The 16,154-nt window shown below is 62.6% G+C and carries 14 protein-coding genes; 13 read left to right on the plus strand and 1 reads right to left on the minus strand.

All coding sequences use genetic code 11. The features are described from left to right. The first annotated feature begins 6 nt into the window (after positions 1 to 6). The 13 genes from HF916_RS15325 to HF916_RS15385 all read left to right on the plus strand — a co-directional run bounded on the left by HF916_RS15325 (position 7) and on the right by HF916_RS15385 (position 14,317). Positions 7 to 2,124, plus strand: coding sequence for a peptidase domain-containing ABC transporter (locus HF916_RS15325; RefSeq protein ID WP_168789755.1), 2,118 nt, complete (start codon positions 7 to 9; stop codon positions 2,122 to 2,124). Then, positions 2,117 to 3,421: a TolC family outer membrane protein gene (locus tag HF916_RS15330; RefSeq protein WP_168789756.1), complete on the plus strand. Its 1,305-nt coding sequence runs from the start codon at positions 2,117 to 2,119 to the stop codon at positions 3,419 to 3,421. The genes HF916_RS15325 and HF916_RS15330 overlap by 8 nt, the downstream gene beginning before the upstream one ends. A 171-nt stretch (positions 3,422 to 3,592) precedes the next feature. After that, positions 3,593 to 4,015, plus strand: a complete 423-nt coding sequence (locus tag HF916_RS15335; protein ID WP_168789757.1) for a MarR family winged helix-turn-helix transcriptional regulator — start codon at positions 3,593 to 3,595, stop codon at positions 4,013 to 4,015. A gap of 81 nt (positions 4,016 to 4,096) precedes the next feature. Further along, complete coding sequence (locus HF916_RS15340; RefSeq protein ID WP_168789758.1) at positions 4,097 to 4,519, plus strand: MarR family winged helix-turn-helix transcriptional regulator; 423 nt, start codon at positions 4,097 to 4,099, stop codon at positions 4,517 to 4,519. A gap of 84 nt (positions 4,520 to 4,603) precedes the next feature. Next, on the plus strand, positions 4,604 to 5,704 hold the full coding sequence (locus HF916_RS15345) for an HlyD family secretion protein (protein ID WP_206001893.1): 1,101 nt from the start codon (positions 4,604 to 4,606) through the stop codon (positions 5,702 to 5,704). 7 nt (positions 5,705 to 5,711) lie between these two features. Beyond that, on the plus strand, positions 5,712 to 7,283 hold the full coding sequence (locus HF916_RS15350) for a DHA2 family efflux MFS transporter permease subunit (RefSeq protein ID WP_168789759.1): 1,572 nt from the start codon (positions 5,712 to 5,714) through the stop codon (positions 7,281 to 7,283). 10 nt (positions 7,284 to 7,293) lie between these two features. After that, a complete protein-coding gene (locus HF916_RS15355; RefSeq protein ID WP_168789760.1) occupies positions 7,294 to 8,727 on the plus strand; it encodes an efflux transporter outer membrane subunit in 1,434 nt (477 codons plus the stop codon). Positions 8,728 to 8,781: 54 nt separating this feature from the next. Next, on the plus strand, positions 8,782 to 9,969 hold the full coding sequence (locus HF916_RS15360; RefSeq protein ID WP_168789761.1) for a thiolase family protein: 1,188 nt from the start codon (positions 8,782 to 8,784) through the stop codon (positions 9,967 to 9,969). A gap of 193 nt (positions 9,970 to 10,162) precedes the next feature. Beyond that, a complete protein-coding gene (locus HF916_RS15365; RefSeq protein ID WP_168789762.1) occupies positions 10,163 to 11,440 on the plus strand; it encodes a NupC/NupG family nucleoside CNT transporter in 1,278 nt (425 codons plus the stop codon). 15 nt (positions 11,441 to 11,455) lie between these two features. Next, entirely contained in the window at positions 11,456 to 11,845 is a 390-nt protein-coding gene (locus tag HF916_RS15370) for a cytidine deaminase (RefSeq protein WP_168789763.1), read from the plus strand. Further along, entirely contained in the window at positions 11,842 to 12,807 is a 966-nt protein-coding gene (locus HF916_RS15375; RefSeq protein WP_168789764.1) for a nucleoside hydrolase, read from the plus strand. Before HF916_RS15370 ends, HF916_RS15375 begins: the two co-directional genes overlap by 4 nt. A 207-nt stretch (positions 12,808 to 13,014) precedes the next feature. Then, on the plus strand, positions 13,015 to 13,950 hold the full coding sequence (gene panE / locus HF916_RS15380) for a 2-dehydropantoate 2-reductase (protein ID WP_168789765.1): 936 nt from the start codon (positions 13,015 to 13,017) through the stop codon (positions 13,948 to 13,950). 67 nt (positions 13,951 to 14,017) lie between these two features. Further along, the gene (locus tag HF916_RS15385; RefSeq protein WP_168789766.1) at positions 14,018 to 14,317 is read left to right on the plus strand and encodes a hypothetical protein; all 300 of its coding nucleotides are present in this window, start codon (positions 14,018 to 14,020) and stop codon (positions 14,315 to 14,317) included. A gap of 112 nt (positions 14,318 to 14,429) precedes the next feature. Here HF916_RS15385 and HF916_RS15390 read toward each other — a convergent pair whose 3' ends face one another. Then, on the minus strand, positions 14,430 to 16,010 hold the full coding sequence (locus HF916_RS15390; protein WP_168789767.1) for an OprD family outer membrane porin: 1,581 nt from the start codon (positions 16,008 to 16,010) through the stop codon (positions 14,430 to 14,432). Between the last annotated feature and the right edge of the window lie 144 nt (positions 16,011 to 16,154).

Here is a 16,154-nt window from a genome sequence, read left to right on the forward strand (position 1 = left end):
GGCCCAGTGCGAACGATCTATCAGAACGAAGTCGCGGAATGCGGCTATGCCTGCCTGGCCATGGTGCTTTCCCATCTCGGCCGCGCGACTGAAGTGCGCGAATTGTCCGCGTTCAGGCCAATATCGGCAAATGGTCTGACTTTGATGGACCTCTACGACATGGCGACTGACTTCGGCCTGGCGGTACAGGCCTACCGGTTCGACATGGCGGATCTGCCGTCGGCCAAACGCGGCTCGATTCTTCACTTCGGTGGCGCGCATTTCGTGGTGTTCGAGAAATGCGGTCGTGGCTACGTGCAGGTCCTCGATCCCGCCAGTGGGCGGCGGCGGGTCTCCATGGATACGTTCATGGCGAGCGTGTCCGGCTATCTGCTTGAATGCTCGGCTACGCCTTCAATGCCGCGTATTCGCGCGAAATCGCCGGTGCCCGGCGCGCTTGCACGCGTGCGAGCATTGAATCCCGCGCTACGCAGACAACTGGCGAAAGTCATGTTCGTCGCACTGGGAAGCCAATTCGCGATCCTCGCCATGCCTTATCTCGGTAACCTCGTGCTCGACTACGTGGTCTCCGCGGACAACCTGAATTTGCTGAGCGTGCTCGTACTGACATTTGCGGGCATATTCGCGGTCGGGGCGCTGAGCCAGTATGTGGAGGCCCGCCTCGTCGAACTGCTGCATCAGCTTACGCAGATCAACATGACCGAGGGATTGCTCGGTCATCTCCTGCGTAATCCGATGTCGTGGTTCGAGAAGCGCCATGTCGGCGACGTTTTCGCACGCGTCAAGGCGCAGGACGAGATTAGCGTCTATGCGACCCGAACCGTGACGTCGATGTGCATCGACATCGCGGTGGGATCTCTCGCCCTTGGTCTAATGGTGGTGCAAAGCCCGATGCTGACGGCTGTCGCGGTAGGCATGTTCGTTCTTTACCTCGCCGTCGCGCTGGGCATGTTCGCGCGCATGCGGGACAACCACGCGCTTGTGCTGGAGACGTCGGCGCGCTGCGACGACGCATTGATCGAAACGATCCGGGCTGCAAGCCTGATCAAGCTCGCCCAGGGCGAGACGCGCCGTACGGCGCTCTTCATGATCAAGTACAAAGAATATGTGGGCGCGCTGCTTACGAGTAACCGGTTGAACAGCGCGCGCGACGCGATCCTCAAACTGGTCCAGTACGCGGACACGATTGCGATCACGTGGTTTGCCGCGCGGCTGATGTTGGCCGGCAGCGTTTCCGTGGGCGTGTTCTATTCGTTTCTGATCTACAAGTCGTTGATGTCCGAGCGCTTTGCCCATGCCGTCAATGGTGCGTTCGCCTACTTCATGCTGAGCGTGCCGACCGCACGCGTGGCGGACATCGTCGAGTGCGAAGAAGAGCGGTATACGCCGCTTGCCGACCGCAACCGCGTGACGGAGATACGTATGTTCGAGCGTATCGAGGTGCGCAACGTCACGTTTCGTTACGGCGTTTCCGACCAGCCGGTTCTGCGAGACGTGAGCATCGATATCCGGCATGGCGACAAGATCGCCATTACGGGGCCGTCGGGTGCGGGGAAATCGACATTATTCAAACTGCTGTCGGCTGCCGAGCCGCTGCAGGAAGGCCAGATCATGCTCAACGGCATCGCATGGCCCAATCTGACTATCGACGAGATCCGGCGGCATGCGGCCCATATGCGTCAGGGCGACCTGATTCTGCACGGCTCGATTGCCGAAAACATCACGTTATTTGCAGCCAGTATCGACGAAGACCGCGTGCATGCGCTGCTCGAAGACGTGGGATTGATGCAGGACGTCATGCGTCTGCCGATGCGCACGCGAACCGTGATTAGCGACACGATTGCGAACATCTCCGCTGGCCAGCGGCAACGCCTGCTGTTGGCGCGCGCGCTCTATCAGGGCCGAAGTCTGCTGCTGCTCGACGAGCCTACGTCCAATCTGGATCCGGCTTCGGTGCAACACGTGGCCGCCTTGCTGCGCCGGCTCGACTGCACGGTTGTCGTGATCACCCACGACCGGTCACTGGCAGCCTCGTTCGACGTTCGATACCGCCTGATAGACGGCGCGCTGGTGCCCGAGACGCTTGAGCACTTACATCCTCTATCGGAGCCGTTTCATGTTTAAGTTCCGGATGGCGCGCGTTGCAGTGAGCCTCTTTTGCGCCATTGCGAGTCCCGCGTTTGCGACCGACCTTCTCACGGTTACACAGCAGACGCTCGGCCGCGACTCCGGCCTCGCGCAGGCACGCGCCGGCTACGCGGCCGCGCAGCAGGCCGTTCCGCAGGCGCGTGCAGGATTACTGCCGCAAATTTCCGCTGGCTGGGGGCGCACCTACAATCGCCTGGCGACAGATGGTTTTCCGACGACGTCGTACTGGCAATCGGGCTGGACCGTCAATATCGCGCAGCCCTTGTTCGACTGGACGAAATGGAGCAACTACAAGCAGGCGGATTCTGTCGAAGCGCGCGGCGCTGTCGAATTGAATGCTGCGCAACAGGCGGTGATTCTGCGGGCCGTGCGCGTATATTTCGAAGCGCTCGTCGCCGAGGATGAGTTGAGGCGCGTCAGCGATTACGCGGCCGCGGTCGATCAGCACCTGCAATTGATCAATCGAGGCAAAACGGCGGGTGAAGCAACGCTGATCGATCTGCGCGACGCACAGACCGCGCGTGAGAAGGTCGCGATCGAGCGGATGGATGCGGAAAACACGTTGCTTGCGAAGCGCCGCGCGTTCGAGCAAGCTACAGGCGTGCCGTTCGAGACGCTCGCGCGATTACCTGAGTCGTTGCCCATGCCGCGACTACAACCTGAGGACATCGATGCGTGGGCCGCGCAGGCGAAGAATCACGCGTTCGACGTACAACTGAAACAACTGGACTGGGAGATCGCCCGGACGGAAGTGAGCAAGGCGCAGTCGGCGCATTTTCCCTCGGTTTACCTGACCGGAAGCTATACCCCGGCCGGCGCGGCCTCCGGCTACTCGCGGCCCACAACCACGACAACGGGCATGCTGGCCGTCTCGATACCGATTTTTTCAGGCGGTGAGACACAGGCAAAGGTGAAGGCGTCATCGGCTCTGGAAGACAAGGCGCAAGAGGGCTTCACGGGCGCAACGCGAGACGCCGAAGCCGCCGCCCGCGACGATTACAGTCGCTATCAGTACGGGCGCACGCGGATCGACTTGCTTACCCATCTTGTGGCGTCATCGCAAGAAGTGCTGGCGGCAACTCGGGTCGGTTTTCGCGTGGGCAGCCGGACGGCTAGCGACGTGCTCAGAGCGATCGACGCGCTCTATGCTTCGCAACGCGATCTGCTGGCGGCTCGTTATGGCGCAATTGTTGCGCTGATGCAACTCAAGGGCGACACAGCTGCCTTGAGCATGACCGACGTGGTCCAGATCAACAATGTGCTGGTGCACTGAAGCAACAGTGATTTGGCCGCGCTGATATGGCATGAATGCTTAAAATGCACTCCGCGTAGACAACCACATATCGGGAAGCAGCATCGATGAGCCAGTTGAGCAGATTCCGCAACACTCTGTTCAACCTAGCCAAACTTGACGCTGTGCGTATGCACATATAGACTCCACACCATGAACCGCCCCATCTCTTACGACGAATGCAACTGCTTCGCGCTGCGCCAGGCGGCCCGGCACGTCACGCAAATCTACGAACGCCACCTCGGCGAGGTAGGACTGACGGCTGCGCAGTTCACGATTCTCGCCAAGCTCGCGCGCATGCCGAATCTGCCCATGGTGGATCTGGCGGACGCGATGGTGATGGAGCGCACCACGCTGGTCCGCGCGATGAAACCCTTGCAGCGCGACGGGCTGGTGGTGGCCGAATCGGCGGAGCATGACGGCCGCACGTTTCTGTTCAGCCTGACCGAGAAGGGCGAAGCCACGTTCGATCAGGCCGCCGTTGCGTGGCGCGCCGCGCAGGACGAGTTCGAAAAGAAGTTCGGCCATGCGCGCGCCAAAACGCTGCGCGCCGAACTCTTCAGCATCACTGGCTAGTTGAGGCGCACCCGCTCGTTCCGGCGAGCATCGGTCCGCCTCTCTATGTGCATACGCACTCACTAACGAGGAAGTGCAGCAATGGAAGGGCTCTTCGACGACGACTGCTTTGCCATCCGCCAGGCCGCGCGTTATGTCTCGCAGATATACGACCGGCACCTGGTGAATGTCGGGCTGACCATCACGCAATTTTCGCTGCTCGGGCGGCTCAAACGCACCGGCCCCATGACGATGAAGCAAATGGCTGAAGCCATGCGCGTGGAACGCACCACATTGGTCCGCACGATCCAGCCGCTGCGCCGCAACGGTTTGGTGTCGAGCGAGGCGCTCGCTGCCGACGCGCGCGCCCTGACGATCACGCTCACGGCGGCAGGCGAAGAGCGTCTCAAGGCAGGGGGTGAACATTGGCATGCCGCGCAAGCCGAATTCGAGCATCGTTTCGGCGAACGGCGCGCGGCGGCATTGCGAGGCGAATTGTTCGCCATCACACGGGATTCAATCTGAAGTCGCGGCTACGGCGACGCACGGCCGGCGCAATCCACGCGCTTTTTTTTCAACGTAACGAGTGCATACGCACATATCGACATCATGTCCACTACTCCATCGACTATCGCCCCGCCGAGCGCGGCGCAGACCGCCAAACCGGCGCGTCGCATTCCGTGGATGCTGCTCGCGGTCATCACGGTGCTCGCCGTGCTGGCGCTTGCGGCGTCGTACTGGTTCTTCGTCGGCCGCTTCGTCGAAACGACTGACGATGCCTACGTGGGCGGTGATGTCACCGTGATGGCGCCGAAGGTGAACGGCTTCGTCACGGACGTGCTCGTGCACGACAACCAGTTTGTCCACGCGAACGAGGTGCTGATCCGCCTCGACGCGCGTGATTACGACGCGCGGCTCGCGCAGGCCACGGCGGAAGTGCAGAGCGCGCAAGCCTCCGTGACTGAACTGCAGGCGAAAAAGTCCTTGCAACTCGCCACCATCAACGAGCAGGCCGCCGAGGTCCGCGCGTCCGGCGCCGAATTGACGCGCAGCGCCGCGGACCAGACGCGCTACCGCGAACTGGTGAAGGACGACGCGGTATCGAATCAGGTCGTCGAACGCGCGGATGCCGATCTGACCAAAGCGCACGCGGCGGTCGATCGCAGCAGCGCGGCGCTGATCGCGGCGCAACGCCAGATCGCCGTGCTCGACGCGCAGATTGGCGATGCCGAGGCGCGCATCGCGACGGCGCAAGCCGCCCAGCGTGTCGCGGCCCTGAATGTGGAGTACACGACGATTCGCTCGCCGATCGACGGCTATGTCGGCAATCGCACGGCGCGTGTCGGCCTGCTGGCGAACACTGGCGTGTCGCTGCTGACCGTGGTGCCGTCGAGCGGATTGTGGATCGACGCCAACTTCAAGGAAGACCAGTTGAAGAAGATGCGCGTCGGCGACACCGTCGATGTCGACCTCGACGCCTCGAGCACGCCTATTCACGGCGTGGTGGAGAGTCTCGCGCCGGCCACTGGCGCTACGTTCAGCGTGTTGCCCGCCGAAAACGCCACGGGCAACTTCACGAAGATCGTGCAGCGTGTGCCGGTGCGTGTGCGGCTGGATGTGCCGAAGGCCATGCAAGGCGTGCTGCGTCCCGGCCTGTCAGCCACGGTGAAGGTGCATGTCGACGCTGGCGACACGCCGGCGCGCGGATGAGCCGATCATGACTCAAGTTCTCGCCAACCCCGCCGACCTGCCGACGCGAATCAAAGTCCTGGCGTTCACGTTGATGTGCGTCGGGTTTTTCATGGCGACGCTCGATATTCAGATCGTGGCGTCGTCGCTCAAGGACATCGGCGGCGGCTTGTCCGCGAGCCAGGACGAACTCTCGTGGGTGCAGACCTCGTATCTGATCGCTGAAATTCTGGTGATCCCGATGTCCGGCTGGCTCACCCGAGTGTTCTCCACGCGCTGGGTGTTCGCGTTTTCCGCGCTCGGTTTTACGGTCACCAGCATGTTGTGCGGTCTCGCGTGGGACATCAACTCGATGATCCTGTTCCGCGGTTTGCAGGGCGCGCTCGGCGCCGCGATGATCCCGACGGTGTTCACCACGGCGTTCGTGCTGTTCCCCGGGAAGCAGCGCCTGATCGCCTCCACCACCATCAGCGCGCTCGCCACGCTCGCGCCGACCATTGGTCCGGTGATCGGCGGCTGGATCACGTCGCAATGGTCGTGGCACTGGCTGTTCTATCTGAACCTGGTGCCGGGCCTCGCCGTCACGCTGATGGTGCCGAAGTACGTGCACTTCGACGAGGTCGATCTGTCGCTGCTGAAGAAAGGCGATTACCTCGGCATCCTGCTGATGTCCGGCTTTCTCGGTTGCCTCGAATACGTGCTGGAGGAAGGGCCGCGTAAGAACTGGTTCGGCGACGACGTGATCCTGACGTGCGCGTGGATCACGGCGATTTGCGGATTCCTGTTCCTCGTGCATGCGTTCACCGCGAAAGAGCCGATCGTCGATTTGCGCGCGTTGGCGATTCGTAACTTCGGTATTGGCAGTCTGCTGTCGTTCATCACCGGGATCGGGATTTTCTGCGCGGTGTTTCTGACGCCGGTGTTCCTGTCTCGTGTGCGTGGCTTTGATTCGCTGCAGATCGGCGTGGCGTTGCTGTCGGTCGGCTGTTTTCAGCTGGTCGCGATGGTGGTGTATTCGGTGGTCGCGCGCTTTATTGACATGCGGATCCTGCTGGTGTTCGGCCTGGTGCTGTTCGGCGTCGGCTGTTATCTGTATGTGCCGCTGACCAGTCAATGGGGCTGGCACGAGTTGCTGATCCCGCAGGCGTTGCGCGGCATCGGCCAGCAGTTCTGCATTCCACCCATCGTCACGATGGCGCTGGGTTCATTGCCGATGTCGAGGCTTCGTTCCGCCAGCGGCCTGTTCAACCTGATGCGTAACCTCGGCGGCGCGATCGGCATTGCGGTGAGCAGCACGATGCTCAACGACCGCCTGAACCTGCACTACGAGCGGCTCGATGAACATCTGAACGTGGGCCGTCCGGTGGTCGAATCGATCTTGCAGCAGCAAAGCGCGCATTTCGCGGCAGTGGGCGGCAACGTGCTGAACGCGGCCAACGCCGGCCTCGGTGAACTGCATGCGCTGCTGATGCGCGAAGCACTCGTGCTGACGTTCTCCGACACGTTTTACGCCCTGTCGCTGTGTTTCGTGGTCGGCCTGTTGAGCGTGCTGTTCTCACGCCCGTTCGGCAATACCGCGCCGCCGCCCGATGCCCATTGAGGAATTCAACATGAAACCGATCCTTGTCAAAGTACTGGCGAGCGCCGCCTTGCTGACGCTCGCGGCGTGTGCGGTGCAACCGGAAACGCACGCCGATTTGCCGCAAACCGTGAAGACCGTCGCGCCTGCCGCGTGGAATGTCGACGCACCGCAAGACAGCGTCAGCGCCAATGCATGGTGGGCGCAATTCGGCGACCCCGTCATGCATCAACTGGTCGAATCCGTGTTGACCGGCAACCTTGATGTGCAGGCGGCAGTGGAGCGCGTCAAGCAGGCGCAGGATCTGGCGAAGCAGAATCGCGCGGCCCTGCTGCCTGAGTTGAACGCGAGCGCGACCGCGTCCGACTCGCGTCAGAACACGCCGCCGCCGCTCGGCTATGTGCGTCAGGCCGGCGTCGGCTTGACGGCGAGCTGGACGCCCGATGTATTCGGTGGCGAACGTCTCGCCGTGCTGGCGGCGCAGGCGCAGGTGTCGGGACGCCAGTCGGCATTGAACGAGGTGCGCCTCGCGCTCGCCGCGAATACCGCGGCAGCGTATATCGATCTGCGCTGGGCGCAATCGCAGTTGCAGATTCTGAGCGACAACGAGCAGATCCGCGCACGCGCGTTGAAGCTCACGCAGCAGCGTCTGCACTACGGACTGTCGACGCAACTCGACGTCGCGCGCGCACAGAACCAGCTCCAGGATCTGCAGGCGCAGATTCCGCGTGTGCAATCGGTGGTGCAGCATCAATTGAGTCTGATCGCGGTGTATTCGGGGCGCACGCCGGAGAGCGTCGACGGCTTGCTGCTCGCCAACGCACGCGATATGCCGGTGCCCGCGCAAAGCGTGCCGCAGATGCTGCCCTCGGAAGCGCTTCTGCAGCGTCCCGACGTGCGCACCGCGTACGCGACGGTCGAGCAGCGCGCGGCGGAAGTGGGCGTGTCGAAAGCGCAGCGCTATCCGCAGTTCCGGCTCAATCTTGCCGACGGCTTGCTGGCCTCGTCCTACCTCGGCTTGCCGACGCTGACCGACAACCTCTTTAGCGCCGCCTTGAACGCGACGAGCCCGATCTTCAACGCCGGCCGCATCACCGCGAATATCGACGCGAGCGAAAGCCGCATGCGCGAATCGCAACTCGGTTTGCAGCAGACCATGCTGCAAGCGCTGAAGGAAATCGAGGACAACCGCAGCGATCTGGTGAGCGGCGCAGTGCAGGTGCAACGTCTTGGCGGCGCGCTCGATGCGTCGAACCAGGCGCTGCGTCTGTCGAGCGAATTGTACAAGGGCGGCGCGACGGATTTTCTCGATGTGCTCGCCGCGCAGGAGGCGTATCTGCGTGACTCGGAGTCGTTGAACCAGGCCAAACGCGAGCATGCGCTTTCGGCGGTCGCGTTGTACCGGTCGCTCGGCGGCGGCTGGGATGTGCCTGACGCGGTCACGGCGGTATCGGCGAACAACTGATCGACTGATGCACGGGCGTGGCCAATGAGGTGTTGAACCAACTGGAGTGAAATGATGGCGAATCAGCGAGAAGTGGTGATCTGCAATCCGGTGAGAACGCCGATCGGCGCATTCGGCGGAGCGTTGAAGGACGTGCCCGCAACCGAACTCGGCGCGGTCGCCGTGCGTGAGACGTTGCGCCGCAGCGGGCTCGACGCGGCTGAGTTGGCGTCGGTCGTCATGGGCAATGTGATTCAAGCCGGCAACAAGATGAATCCGGCGCGCCAGGCGTCGATCGGCGGCGGCGTGCCGGTGGCCGTGCCGGCGTTGACGGTCAATCGCGTGTGCGGCTCGGGCGCGCAAGCGATCGCATCGGCGGCCCAGGAAATTCTGCTGGGTCTCGGCGATGCCGCCGTGGCCGGCGGCATGGAGAACATGGACCGCGCGCCGTATCTGCTCGACGGCGGCCGCTGGGGCTACCGCATGGGCAACGCGCAAATCCACGACAGCCTGCTACGCGACGGCCTGAACGATGCGTTCTCCGGCGAGCATTCCGGCTGGCACACAGAAGACCTCGTCGCGCAATTCGACATCACGCGCGAAGCTCAGGACCGCTGGGCCGCGCGTTCGCAGCAGCGATTCAGCGAAGCCCAGGCGCGCGGCGATTTCGACGCCGAACTGGTTGCAGTGGAAATAGCAGGGCGCAAAGGCCCGCAGCATTTCACGCGCGATGAACAACCGCGTCCCGACAGCACAGTGGACACGCTGGCGAGACTGCGTCCGGCATTCCGCCCCGACGGCACGATCACCGCGGGCAACGCGCCCGGATTGAACAGCGGCGCGGCCGCGATGCTGGTGGCCGAGCGGGGTTTCGCGGAAGCACGCGGCATCGCGCCGCTCGCGCGTCTCGTGTCTTATGGCGTCGCCGCGGTCGAGCCCGGGATGTTCGGGCTCGGTCCCGTGCCGGCCGTGGAGATGGCGTTGGCGCGAGCCGGTTGGCAATTGCACGATGTCGAGCGCTTCGAGATCAACGAGGCATTCGCTGCTGTGCCAATCGCGGTCGCGCGCAGACTCGGCATTGCGGACGAATTGATCAACGTGCAAGGCGGCGCGATCGCGCATGGCCATCCGATCGGCGCGACGGGCGCCGTGCTGACCACCCGCCTGCTTCATTCGATGCAACGCGATGGCCTCAAACGCGGCATCGTGACGCTGTGTATTGGCGGCGGTCAGGGCATTGCGTTGGCATTGGAAATGCTGTGAGTTTGAATCGATAGCAGCAGTGCGTCGGCATGCGAAATACATGTCGATGCACGTTGTCGAAATCTCGCAAATGCGCGGCGCATCAACTGTGATGCATTCTTCGGCACTAGAGTGCCGTCCCATATTTAAAGTTTTTCCTCCAGCATTACTTTCGTTTAGCATCATTGCCACTTTCACAAGAACATCACGAGACATGGCACTGATCGCTCGAAACATCCTCGGTATTGCAGTACTGCTACTCATCGCGTTCATCTTTTCCACCAACCGTCGTGCCATCCGCTTACGGACTGTAATCAGCGCGCTGCTCGCGCAGGTTGGAATCGGCGCATTCATTCTGTTCGTGCCGGTCGGCAAGTCGATCCTTTCGGGCGCGGCGTCCGCTGTCAATCATGTGCTCGGCTACGGTAACGCGGGCATCGAGTTCCTGTTCGGCGGCCTCGTGCAAGCAAAGATGTTCCAGGTTTTCGGCGACGGCGGTTTCGTGTTCGCCGTGCGCGTGCTGCCGGCCATCATCTTCGTCACGGCGTTGATCTCCGTGCTGTACTACCTCGGCGTAATGCGCTGGATCGTGATCGTGCTCGGCACGGTGTTTCAGAAACTGCTCGGCGTGTCGAAGATCGAATCGTTTTCCGCGGTCACCACGATCTTCCTGGGGCAAAGCGAAATGCCCGCCGTGGTCAAACCGTTCACGCCCGACATGACCGGCGCCGAATTGTTCGCGGTGATGTCGAGCGGCATGGCGGCCGTCGCCGGGTCGGTGCTGGCGGGTTATGCAGGGCTTGGCGTGCGCATCGAGTATCTGCTGGCGGCGTCGTTCATGGCGGTGCCGGGCGGCTTGCTGTTCGCGAAGATCATTCACCCGTCCACCGAACCGAGCCGGGTGCATCTGGATAACCTCAACTTCGACGAGAAGCGTCCCACCAATATCATCGAAGCCGCGAGTTCCGGCGCGACCGTGGGCCTGAAAATCGCGGTGATGGTCGGCGCGATGCTGATCGCGTTCGTTGGGCTGATTGCGTTGCTCAACGGAATCGTGGGCGGCGTGGGCGGCTGGTTCGGCCATCCGCAACTGTCGATGCAATCGGTACTCGGCGTGGTATTCGCGCCGCTTGCCTATCTGATCGGCGTGCCCTGGAACGAGGCCTCGATTGCCGGCAATTTCCTCGGGCAGAAGGTCATTCTCAACGAGTTCGTCGCGTATGCGTCGCTGTCGCCGTATCTGAAAGACGCCGCGAGCGTGACCGCGGCCGGTCTGCAGGCGCTCGATCCGCGTACCATTGCTATCCTGTCGTTTGCGTTGTGCGGCTTCGCGAACTTTTCGTCGATCGCGGTGCTGACGGGCGGCTTTAGCGCCGTCGCGCCGGGACGCCGTGCCGAAGTCGCGCGTTACGGCCTGCGTGTCGTGCTCGCCGCGACGCTCTCGAACCTGATGAGCGCCACGATTGCGGGCATGTTCATTACGCTGAATTGAATCGAGGATTGCTGGATGAATATGGAACAGTTGTTGGAACGCGCGGGCATCGCGCGAGAAAAGGCCTATGCGCCTTATTCGAAATTCAAGGTCGGCGCGGCGCTGCTGACCAAAAACGGGCAGGTCTTCGACGGCTGCAATGTCGAGAACGCTTCGTATGGTTTGTGCAATTGCGCGGAACGTACCGCGTTTTTCAGCGCCATTGCGGCGGGTTATCAGCGTGACCAGTTTGCCGCGCTCGCCGTGATCGGCGATACGGACGGCCCGATCGCGCCGTGCGGCGCGTGCCGCCAGGTGATCATCGAACTGGGCGGCCCTGAACTGCCGATTCGCCTCGGCAATCTGCGTGGCGCGACGCGCGATACCACCGCACGCGAACAATTGCCGGACGCGTTCTATCTATGAGCAAGCACAAGGTTATCTACGACACCGACCCAGGTGTGGACGATGCAATGGCGCTCGTGTTTCAGGCGCTGCATCCGGATATCGAACTGCTTGGTCTGACAAGCGTATTCGGCAACGCGACGATCGCAACGACCACGCGCAACGCGCGCTTCCTCGCTGGACGGTTCGCCGCCGGCGTGCCGGTCGCGCAGGGCGCGGCAGCGCCGCTCAAGCGCATCGCGCCCAAGCCGCTCGCATGGATTCACGGCGACAACGGTCTTGGCAATATCGCGTTGGATACAACGGACGAGGCCGCACTCGACACGCGTCCCGCGCACCGCTTCATCATCGACACGGTGCGCGCCCATCCCGGCGAAGTGACGCTGCTCGCGGTGGGCCCACTCACGAACCTTGCGCTAGCGCTCGCCGACGATCCGCAGATCGCCTCGCTCGTCAAACAGGTGGTCATCATGGGCGGCGCGTTCGGCACGGACGGCGTGCTCGGCAACGTCACGCCCGCGGCGGAAGCCAATATCCTGGGCGACCCGGATGCCGCCGACATCGTGCTCGGCGCGGCGTGGCCGGTCACGATCGTCGGGCTGGACGTCACGCAGCGCACTATCATGAGCCACGAGTATCTGGCCTCGCTGCGCGAGCGCGGCGGCGTGGCCGGTCAGTTCGTATGGGAAGTGTCGCGGCACTACGAGGCGTTTCACGAGCAAAGCGCGCAACTGGCGGGCATCTATGTGCACGATTCGTCGGCGGTGGCCTATGTCGTGGCGCCGCATCTCTATACGACGCGCAGCGGTCCCGTGCGTGTGCTGACTGACGGCATCGCGGTGGGTCAGACCATCCAGAAGCCGTCGACCATGCCCGTGCCCGCCCCGGCGTGGGATAGCCGGCCCGATTGCCAAGTGTGTATCGAGGTGGATGTGCCGGGTATGCTGGCGCTTTACGAGCGCACCCTTTGCGGCACGCTGTGAAAGAGACGCTTACCTGACGCACTGACGGCGTTGCCTGATTTGATCTGAAGTAAGCCGCTGTGCAATGCAACACGCCGGTTCACGGCAATCCTGGCCGGTGCCGATCTTCAATCTTTGCTACATTTCTGCACACGCACTGCATTCGCGCCCCCTGAAGCCTTGGCTCGTGGACGCAAGCGCGTGATCGACACTATCAAGAGGCCAAAGATGCGAATTCTAGTAGTGGGGGCGGGCGCCGTCGGCGGCTATTTCGGCGGGCGTCTCGCAGCGGCGGGCCAGGACGTGACCTTCCTCGTGCGTCCCGGCCGGGCGGAAAAGCTCAAGCGTGACGGGCTCGTCATCAGCAGCGTGCGCGGTGATCTCAAGTTGCCCGATCCCCAAACGATTCTCGCCGGCGTCGGCGCCGAGCCGTTCGATCTGGTGCTGCTGAGCTGCAAAGCCTACAGTCTCGACGACGCCATCGATTCCTTCGCGCCGCTCGTCGGCGAGTCGACGCTGATTCTGCCGATGCTCAACGGCATGCGCCATATCGACGTGCTCAACGAAAAGTTCGGCGCGGCGCGCGTGCTGGGCGGCCAATGCGTGATCGCCGCTACGCTCAACGCCGAGCAGCATATCGTGCATCTGAACGATAGCCACGCGATCACCTTCGGCGAACAGGCCGGCGGCGCGTCGGAACGTGTTCAGGCAATCGCCGAAGCCATGGGCGGCGCGAATTTCGACGCGCTGGTCAGCGAAAACATTTTGCTGCGCATGTGGGAGAAGTGGGTGTTCCTGGCCACATTGGCGGCCGGCACGTGCTTGATGCGCGGTTCGGTCGGCGATATTCTGGCTGCGCCGGACGGCAAGCGCGTGATCGAGAATCTGCTGGGCGAGTGCCGCGCGGTGGCCGAGCACAACGGTTTTACCATGGGCCCGGACTTCGACGCACGCGCCACGCAAACGCTCTTCACGCCTTCGCCGCTCACCGCGTCCATGTTGCGCGATGTGGAAAACCACTCGCATACCGAGGCGGATCATATTCTCGGCGATCTGATTTCGCGCGGCGGCGACGCGCAAAAGGGCGAGCACGGCTTGTCGTTGCTGCGTATCGCCTATAGTCATCTGAAGACGTATGAAGCGAGGCAGGCCCGCACGTCCTGAACGATGCCACGGTGCGAGCTGGCACTCGGCGGGCAGGCCATGACAGCCTAACGATCAGAGGTGAAGCATGCCGAGTCCAATCGGATCAGTGCCCGCACTCAGCGCCGCTTCGGCGACGATCTTCTCGATCGGTATCGTCTTTCTCGGCTACTGGGGTTTGTATGAGCCGACACACTGGCGGGTCGCCGACGTCTTCGTGTTCGTGTCCGCGCTGATCGGCTTCGGTTGCCTCGGGCTCGTGCCGTGGGTTGCCACGAGTCCCGTCGAACCCGAATCCAGCGACGCCCGAATTCGCATTGCGCGGCATCTGTTTCTCGTCGGTGTGGCGGGGATCTGGCTGGCGGTGGCGATGTCGGTGATTTTCTGACCAGCGTGCATCGGTTAGAACGCGTGCAAACGGTGCGTCATGGCCAATCAGCAGCCGTGACGCCCTCTGAGGCAGCGCGCAAACCGCGCCGCCTCGAACTGTTCGCAACGGCTTAGAACACCTTCACCGGCACATTCACCACCAGCCGGTATTCCATGTTGTTGCCGTCGGAGTAGTGGTACTGGCTGTTGTGCCACATCGCGATGAACGTGATCTTCGTGTCCTTGAAGCGTCCGCTTTGCAGCGTGTAGCTCGGAATGAAACCGAACTCGTGATGATGGCCATGCACCGGCTCGCCGTTCTTCCAGTACAGATCATGCAGCGGTGCCGATGGCGAGGCATTCTCCGTCGCGCCCGCCGACGCATCCGCGCCCCAGCCGTATTGCCCCCAGAACATCGCCTTGAGCCCCGGCACGCCGGCGTATTTGCCGTCGAACGTATAGCGCAATTGCAGCGACTGTTCGTGTGGCGCGTTGTAGTCCACGTCCATCGAGTTGGTCAGGTAAATACCGTTGGTCTCGTTGACGTAGTCGAAGAACTGGTCGCCGAGCACCTGCTGGTAGCCGAGCAGCAGCGCATGCGGGCCGTGCTGCGCGGAGACCGACACGCTGTACGCATTGCTGTTGATGTGCCCCTGACGCGACGCGCCGGTGTCGTGCGTCGAGTAGATGTTCGCGAGACCGCTCCACTTGATGGTGGTCGGATCGCCGAACGACTGCGCGACCGAGCCGTAGTACTGACGCCAGACGTCGTCGGCCTGATCGACATACAGGGCCATCTCGCCGTTCTGCGCGTAGTGCCACGTGCCGCCCACATAAGTCAGGCGATCGATCCGCGTGCCGCCGTACGAGGTGGTGAGATTGGTCAGGTTGGTGTGGCCGCGCGCGTCGACCTTGGTGAAGCTGCCGGCCTGGAGTTCGGTGTGCGCGAGATCGTTGCTGACCATCGAGACGCCGAGGAAGGTCGGCGGCAGCGCGCGGTTGTCGTGCGGTTCGAGGAACGGGTTCGTCACGTCCTGCAAGCCGTACTTCACGACCGTTTCCGAAATGCGCCCCTTGATGTCGTACATGCCGGGGTACGCCCACGCGAGCTGCTGCGAACCGCCGCCGTCCTTGCCCACGTGCACCATGTTGCCCGCGCCATTGCCGCCGTCGAGCTTGAGCGCGCCGAATAGCGACGCATCGACGCCGAAGCCGACCAGCCCTTGCGTGTAGCCGGATTCATAGTTGGCCTGCACGCCCTGGACCCACGCGTGACGGTAGATCGTGTTGGGCGCCTGGAAGTAGTCGGAGTAATTGCGAAACTGCAGATTCAGATGGCTGTCGGCGATAAAGCCCTTGCTCGCCGCCTGGCTCGACAGCGGCGCGGGCGGCGTGACTGTCTGACTGGCCTCGGCGTTGACGACGGCGTTGGTGGTGTCGGGTTGGTCGTTGCGCACCTGGCCACCTTGCTCCGCCCGGCGCTTGCCGGACGTATCGTTTTGCTGCGTCGGCGCGGTTTGCGCGAGTTGCGCGGGGGACGACAACGTTTGCGCGACCGTTTGAGCTTTAGGCGCTTCGGAGGTGGGCTCCGTGACGCCGTCGTCGGCATACGCGTTAGCGGCTAGTGTCAGTGCGGGAAGCGTGAATGCGCAGTAAAAGAACGTTGCTGCTCCGGTTTTTTTTGACCGGGTTTTTGATCGGGTATCTTTCATTGAGTACATCTCTGATTATTGTGGTGAATCTTTGGCTGGCGGTTAGCCAGTCCACGCTTATCGTTCCTCCTACGGTTGGCAGGACGAACGAATCCAACGGCGCGACGGCCCGCCGCGCCGGGAATACGGTTTTAATTTCTCAGG

This window comes from Paraburkholderia aromaticivorans (genome assembly GCF_012689525.1).
Lineage (GTDB): Bacteria > Pseudomonadota > Gammaproteobacteria > Burkholderiales > Burkholderiaceae > Paraburkholderia > Paraburkholderia aromaticivorans_A.

Bases quoted from the DNA above. Each gene is read 5' to 3' on its own strand.
- HF916_RS15385 (WP_168789766.1), top strand. From the start codon at position 14,018: ATGCCGAGTCCAATCGGATCAGTGCCCGCACTCAGCGCCGCTTCGGCG.
- HF916_RS15370 (WP_168789763.1), top strand. From the start codon at position 11,456: ATGAATATGGAACAGTTGTTGGAACGCGCGGGCATCGCGCGAGAAAAG.
- HF916_RS15340 (WP_168789758.1), top strand. From the start codon at position 4,097: ATGGAAGGGCTCTTCGACGACGACTGCTTTGCCATCCGCCAGGCCGCG.
- HF916_RS15335 (WP_168789757.1), top strand. From the start codon at position 3,593: ATGAACCGCCCCATCTCTTACGACGAATGCAACTGCTTCGCGCTGCGC.
- panE (WP_168789765.1), top strand. From the start codon at position 13,015: ATGCGAATTCTAGTAGTGGGGGCGGGCGCCGTCGGCGGCTATTTCGGC.
- HF916_RS15350 (WP_168789759.1), top strand. From the start codon at position 5,712: ATGACTCAAGTTCTCGCCAACCCCGCCGACCTGCCGACGCGAATCAAA.
- HF916_RS15390 (WP_168789767.1), bottom strand. From the start codon at position 16,010: ATGAAAGATACCCGATCAAAAACCCGGTCAAAAAAAACCGGAGCAGCA.
- HF916_RS15355 (WP_168789760.1), top strand. From the start codon at position 7,294: ATGAAACCGATCCTTGTCAAAGTACTGGCGAGCGCCGCCTTGCTGACG.
- HF916_RS15345 (WP_206001893.1), top strand. From the start codon at position 4,604: ATGTCCACTACTCCATCGACTATCGCCCCGCCGAGCGCGGCGCAGACC.
- HF916_RS15375 (WP_168789764.1), top strand. From the start codon at position 11,842: ATGAGCAAGCACAAGGTTATCTACGACACCGACCCAGGTGTGGACGAT.
- HF916_RS15330 (WP_168789756.1), top strand. From the start codon at position 2,117: ATGTTTAAGTTCCGGATGGCGCGCGTTGCAGTGAGCCTCTTTTGCGCC.
- HF916_RS15360 (WP_168789761.1), top strand. From the start codon at position 8,782: ATGGCGAATCAGCGAGAAGTGGTGATCTGCAATCCGGTGAGAACGCCG.
- HF916_RS15365 (WP_168789762.1), top strand. From the start codon at position 10,163: ATGGCACTGATCGCTCGAAACATCCTCGGTATTGCAGTACTGCTACTC.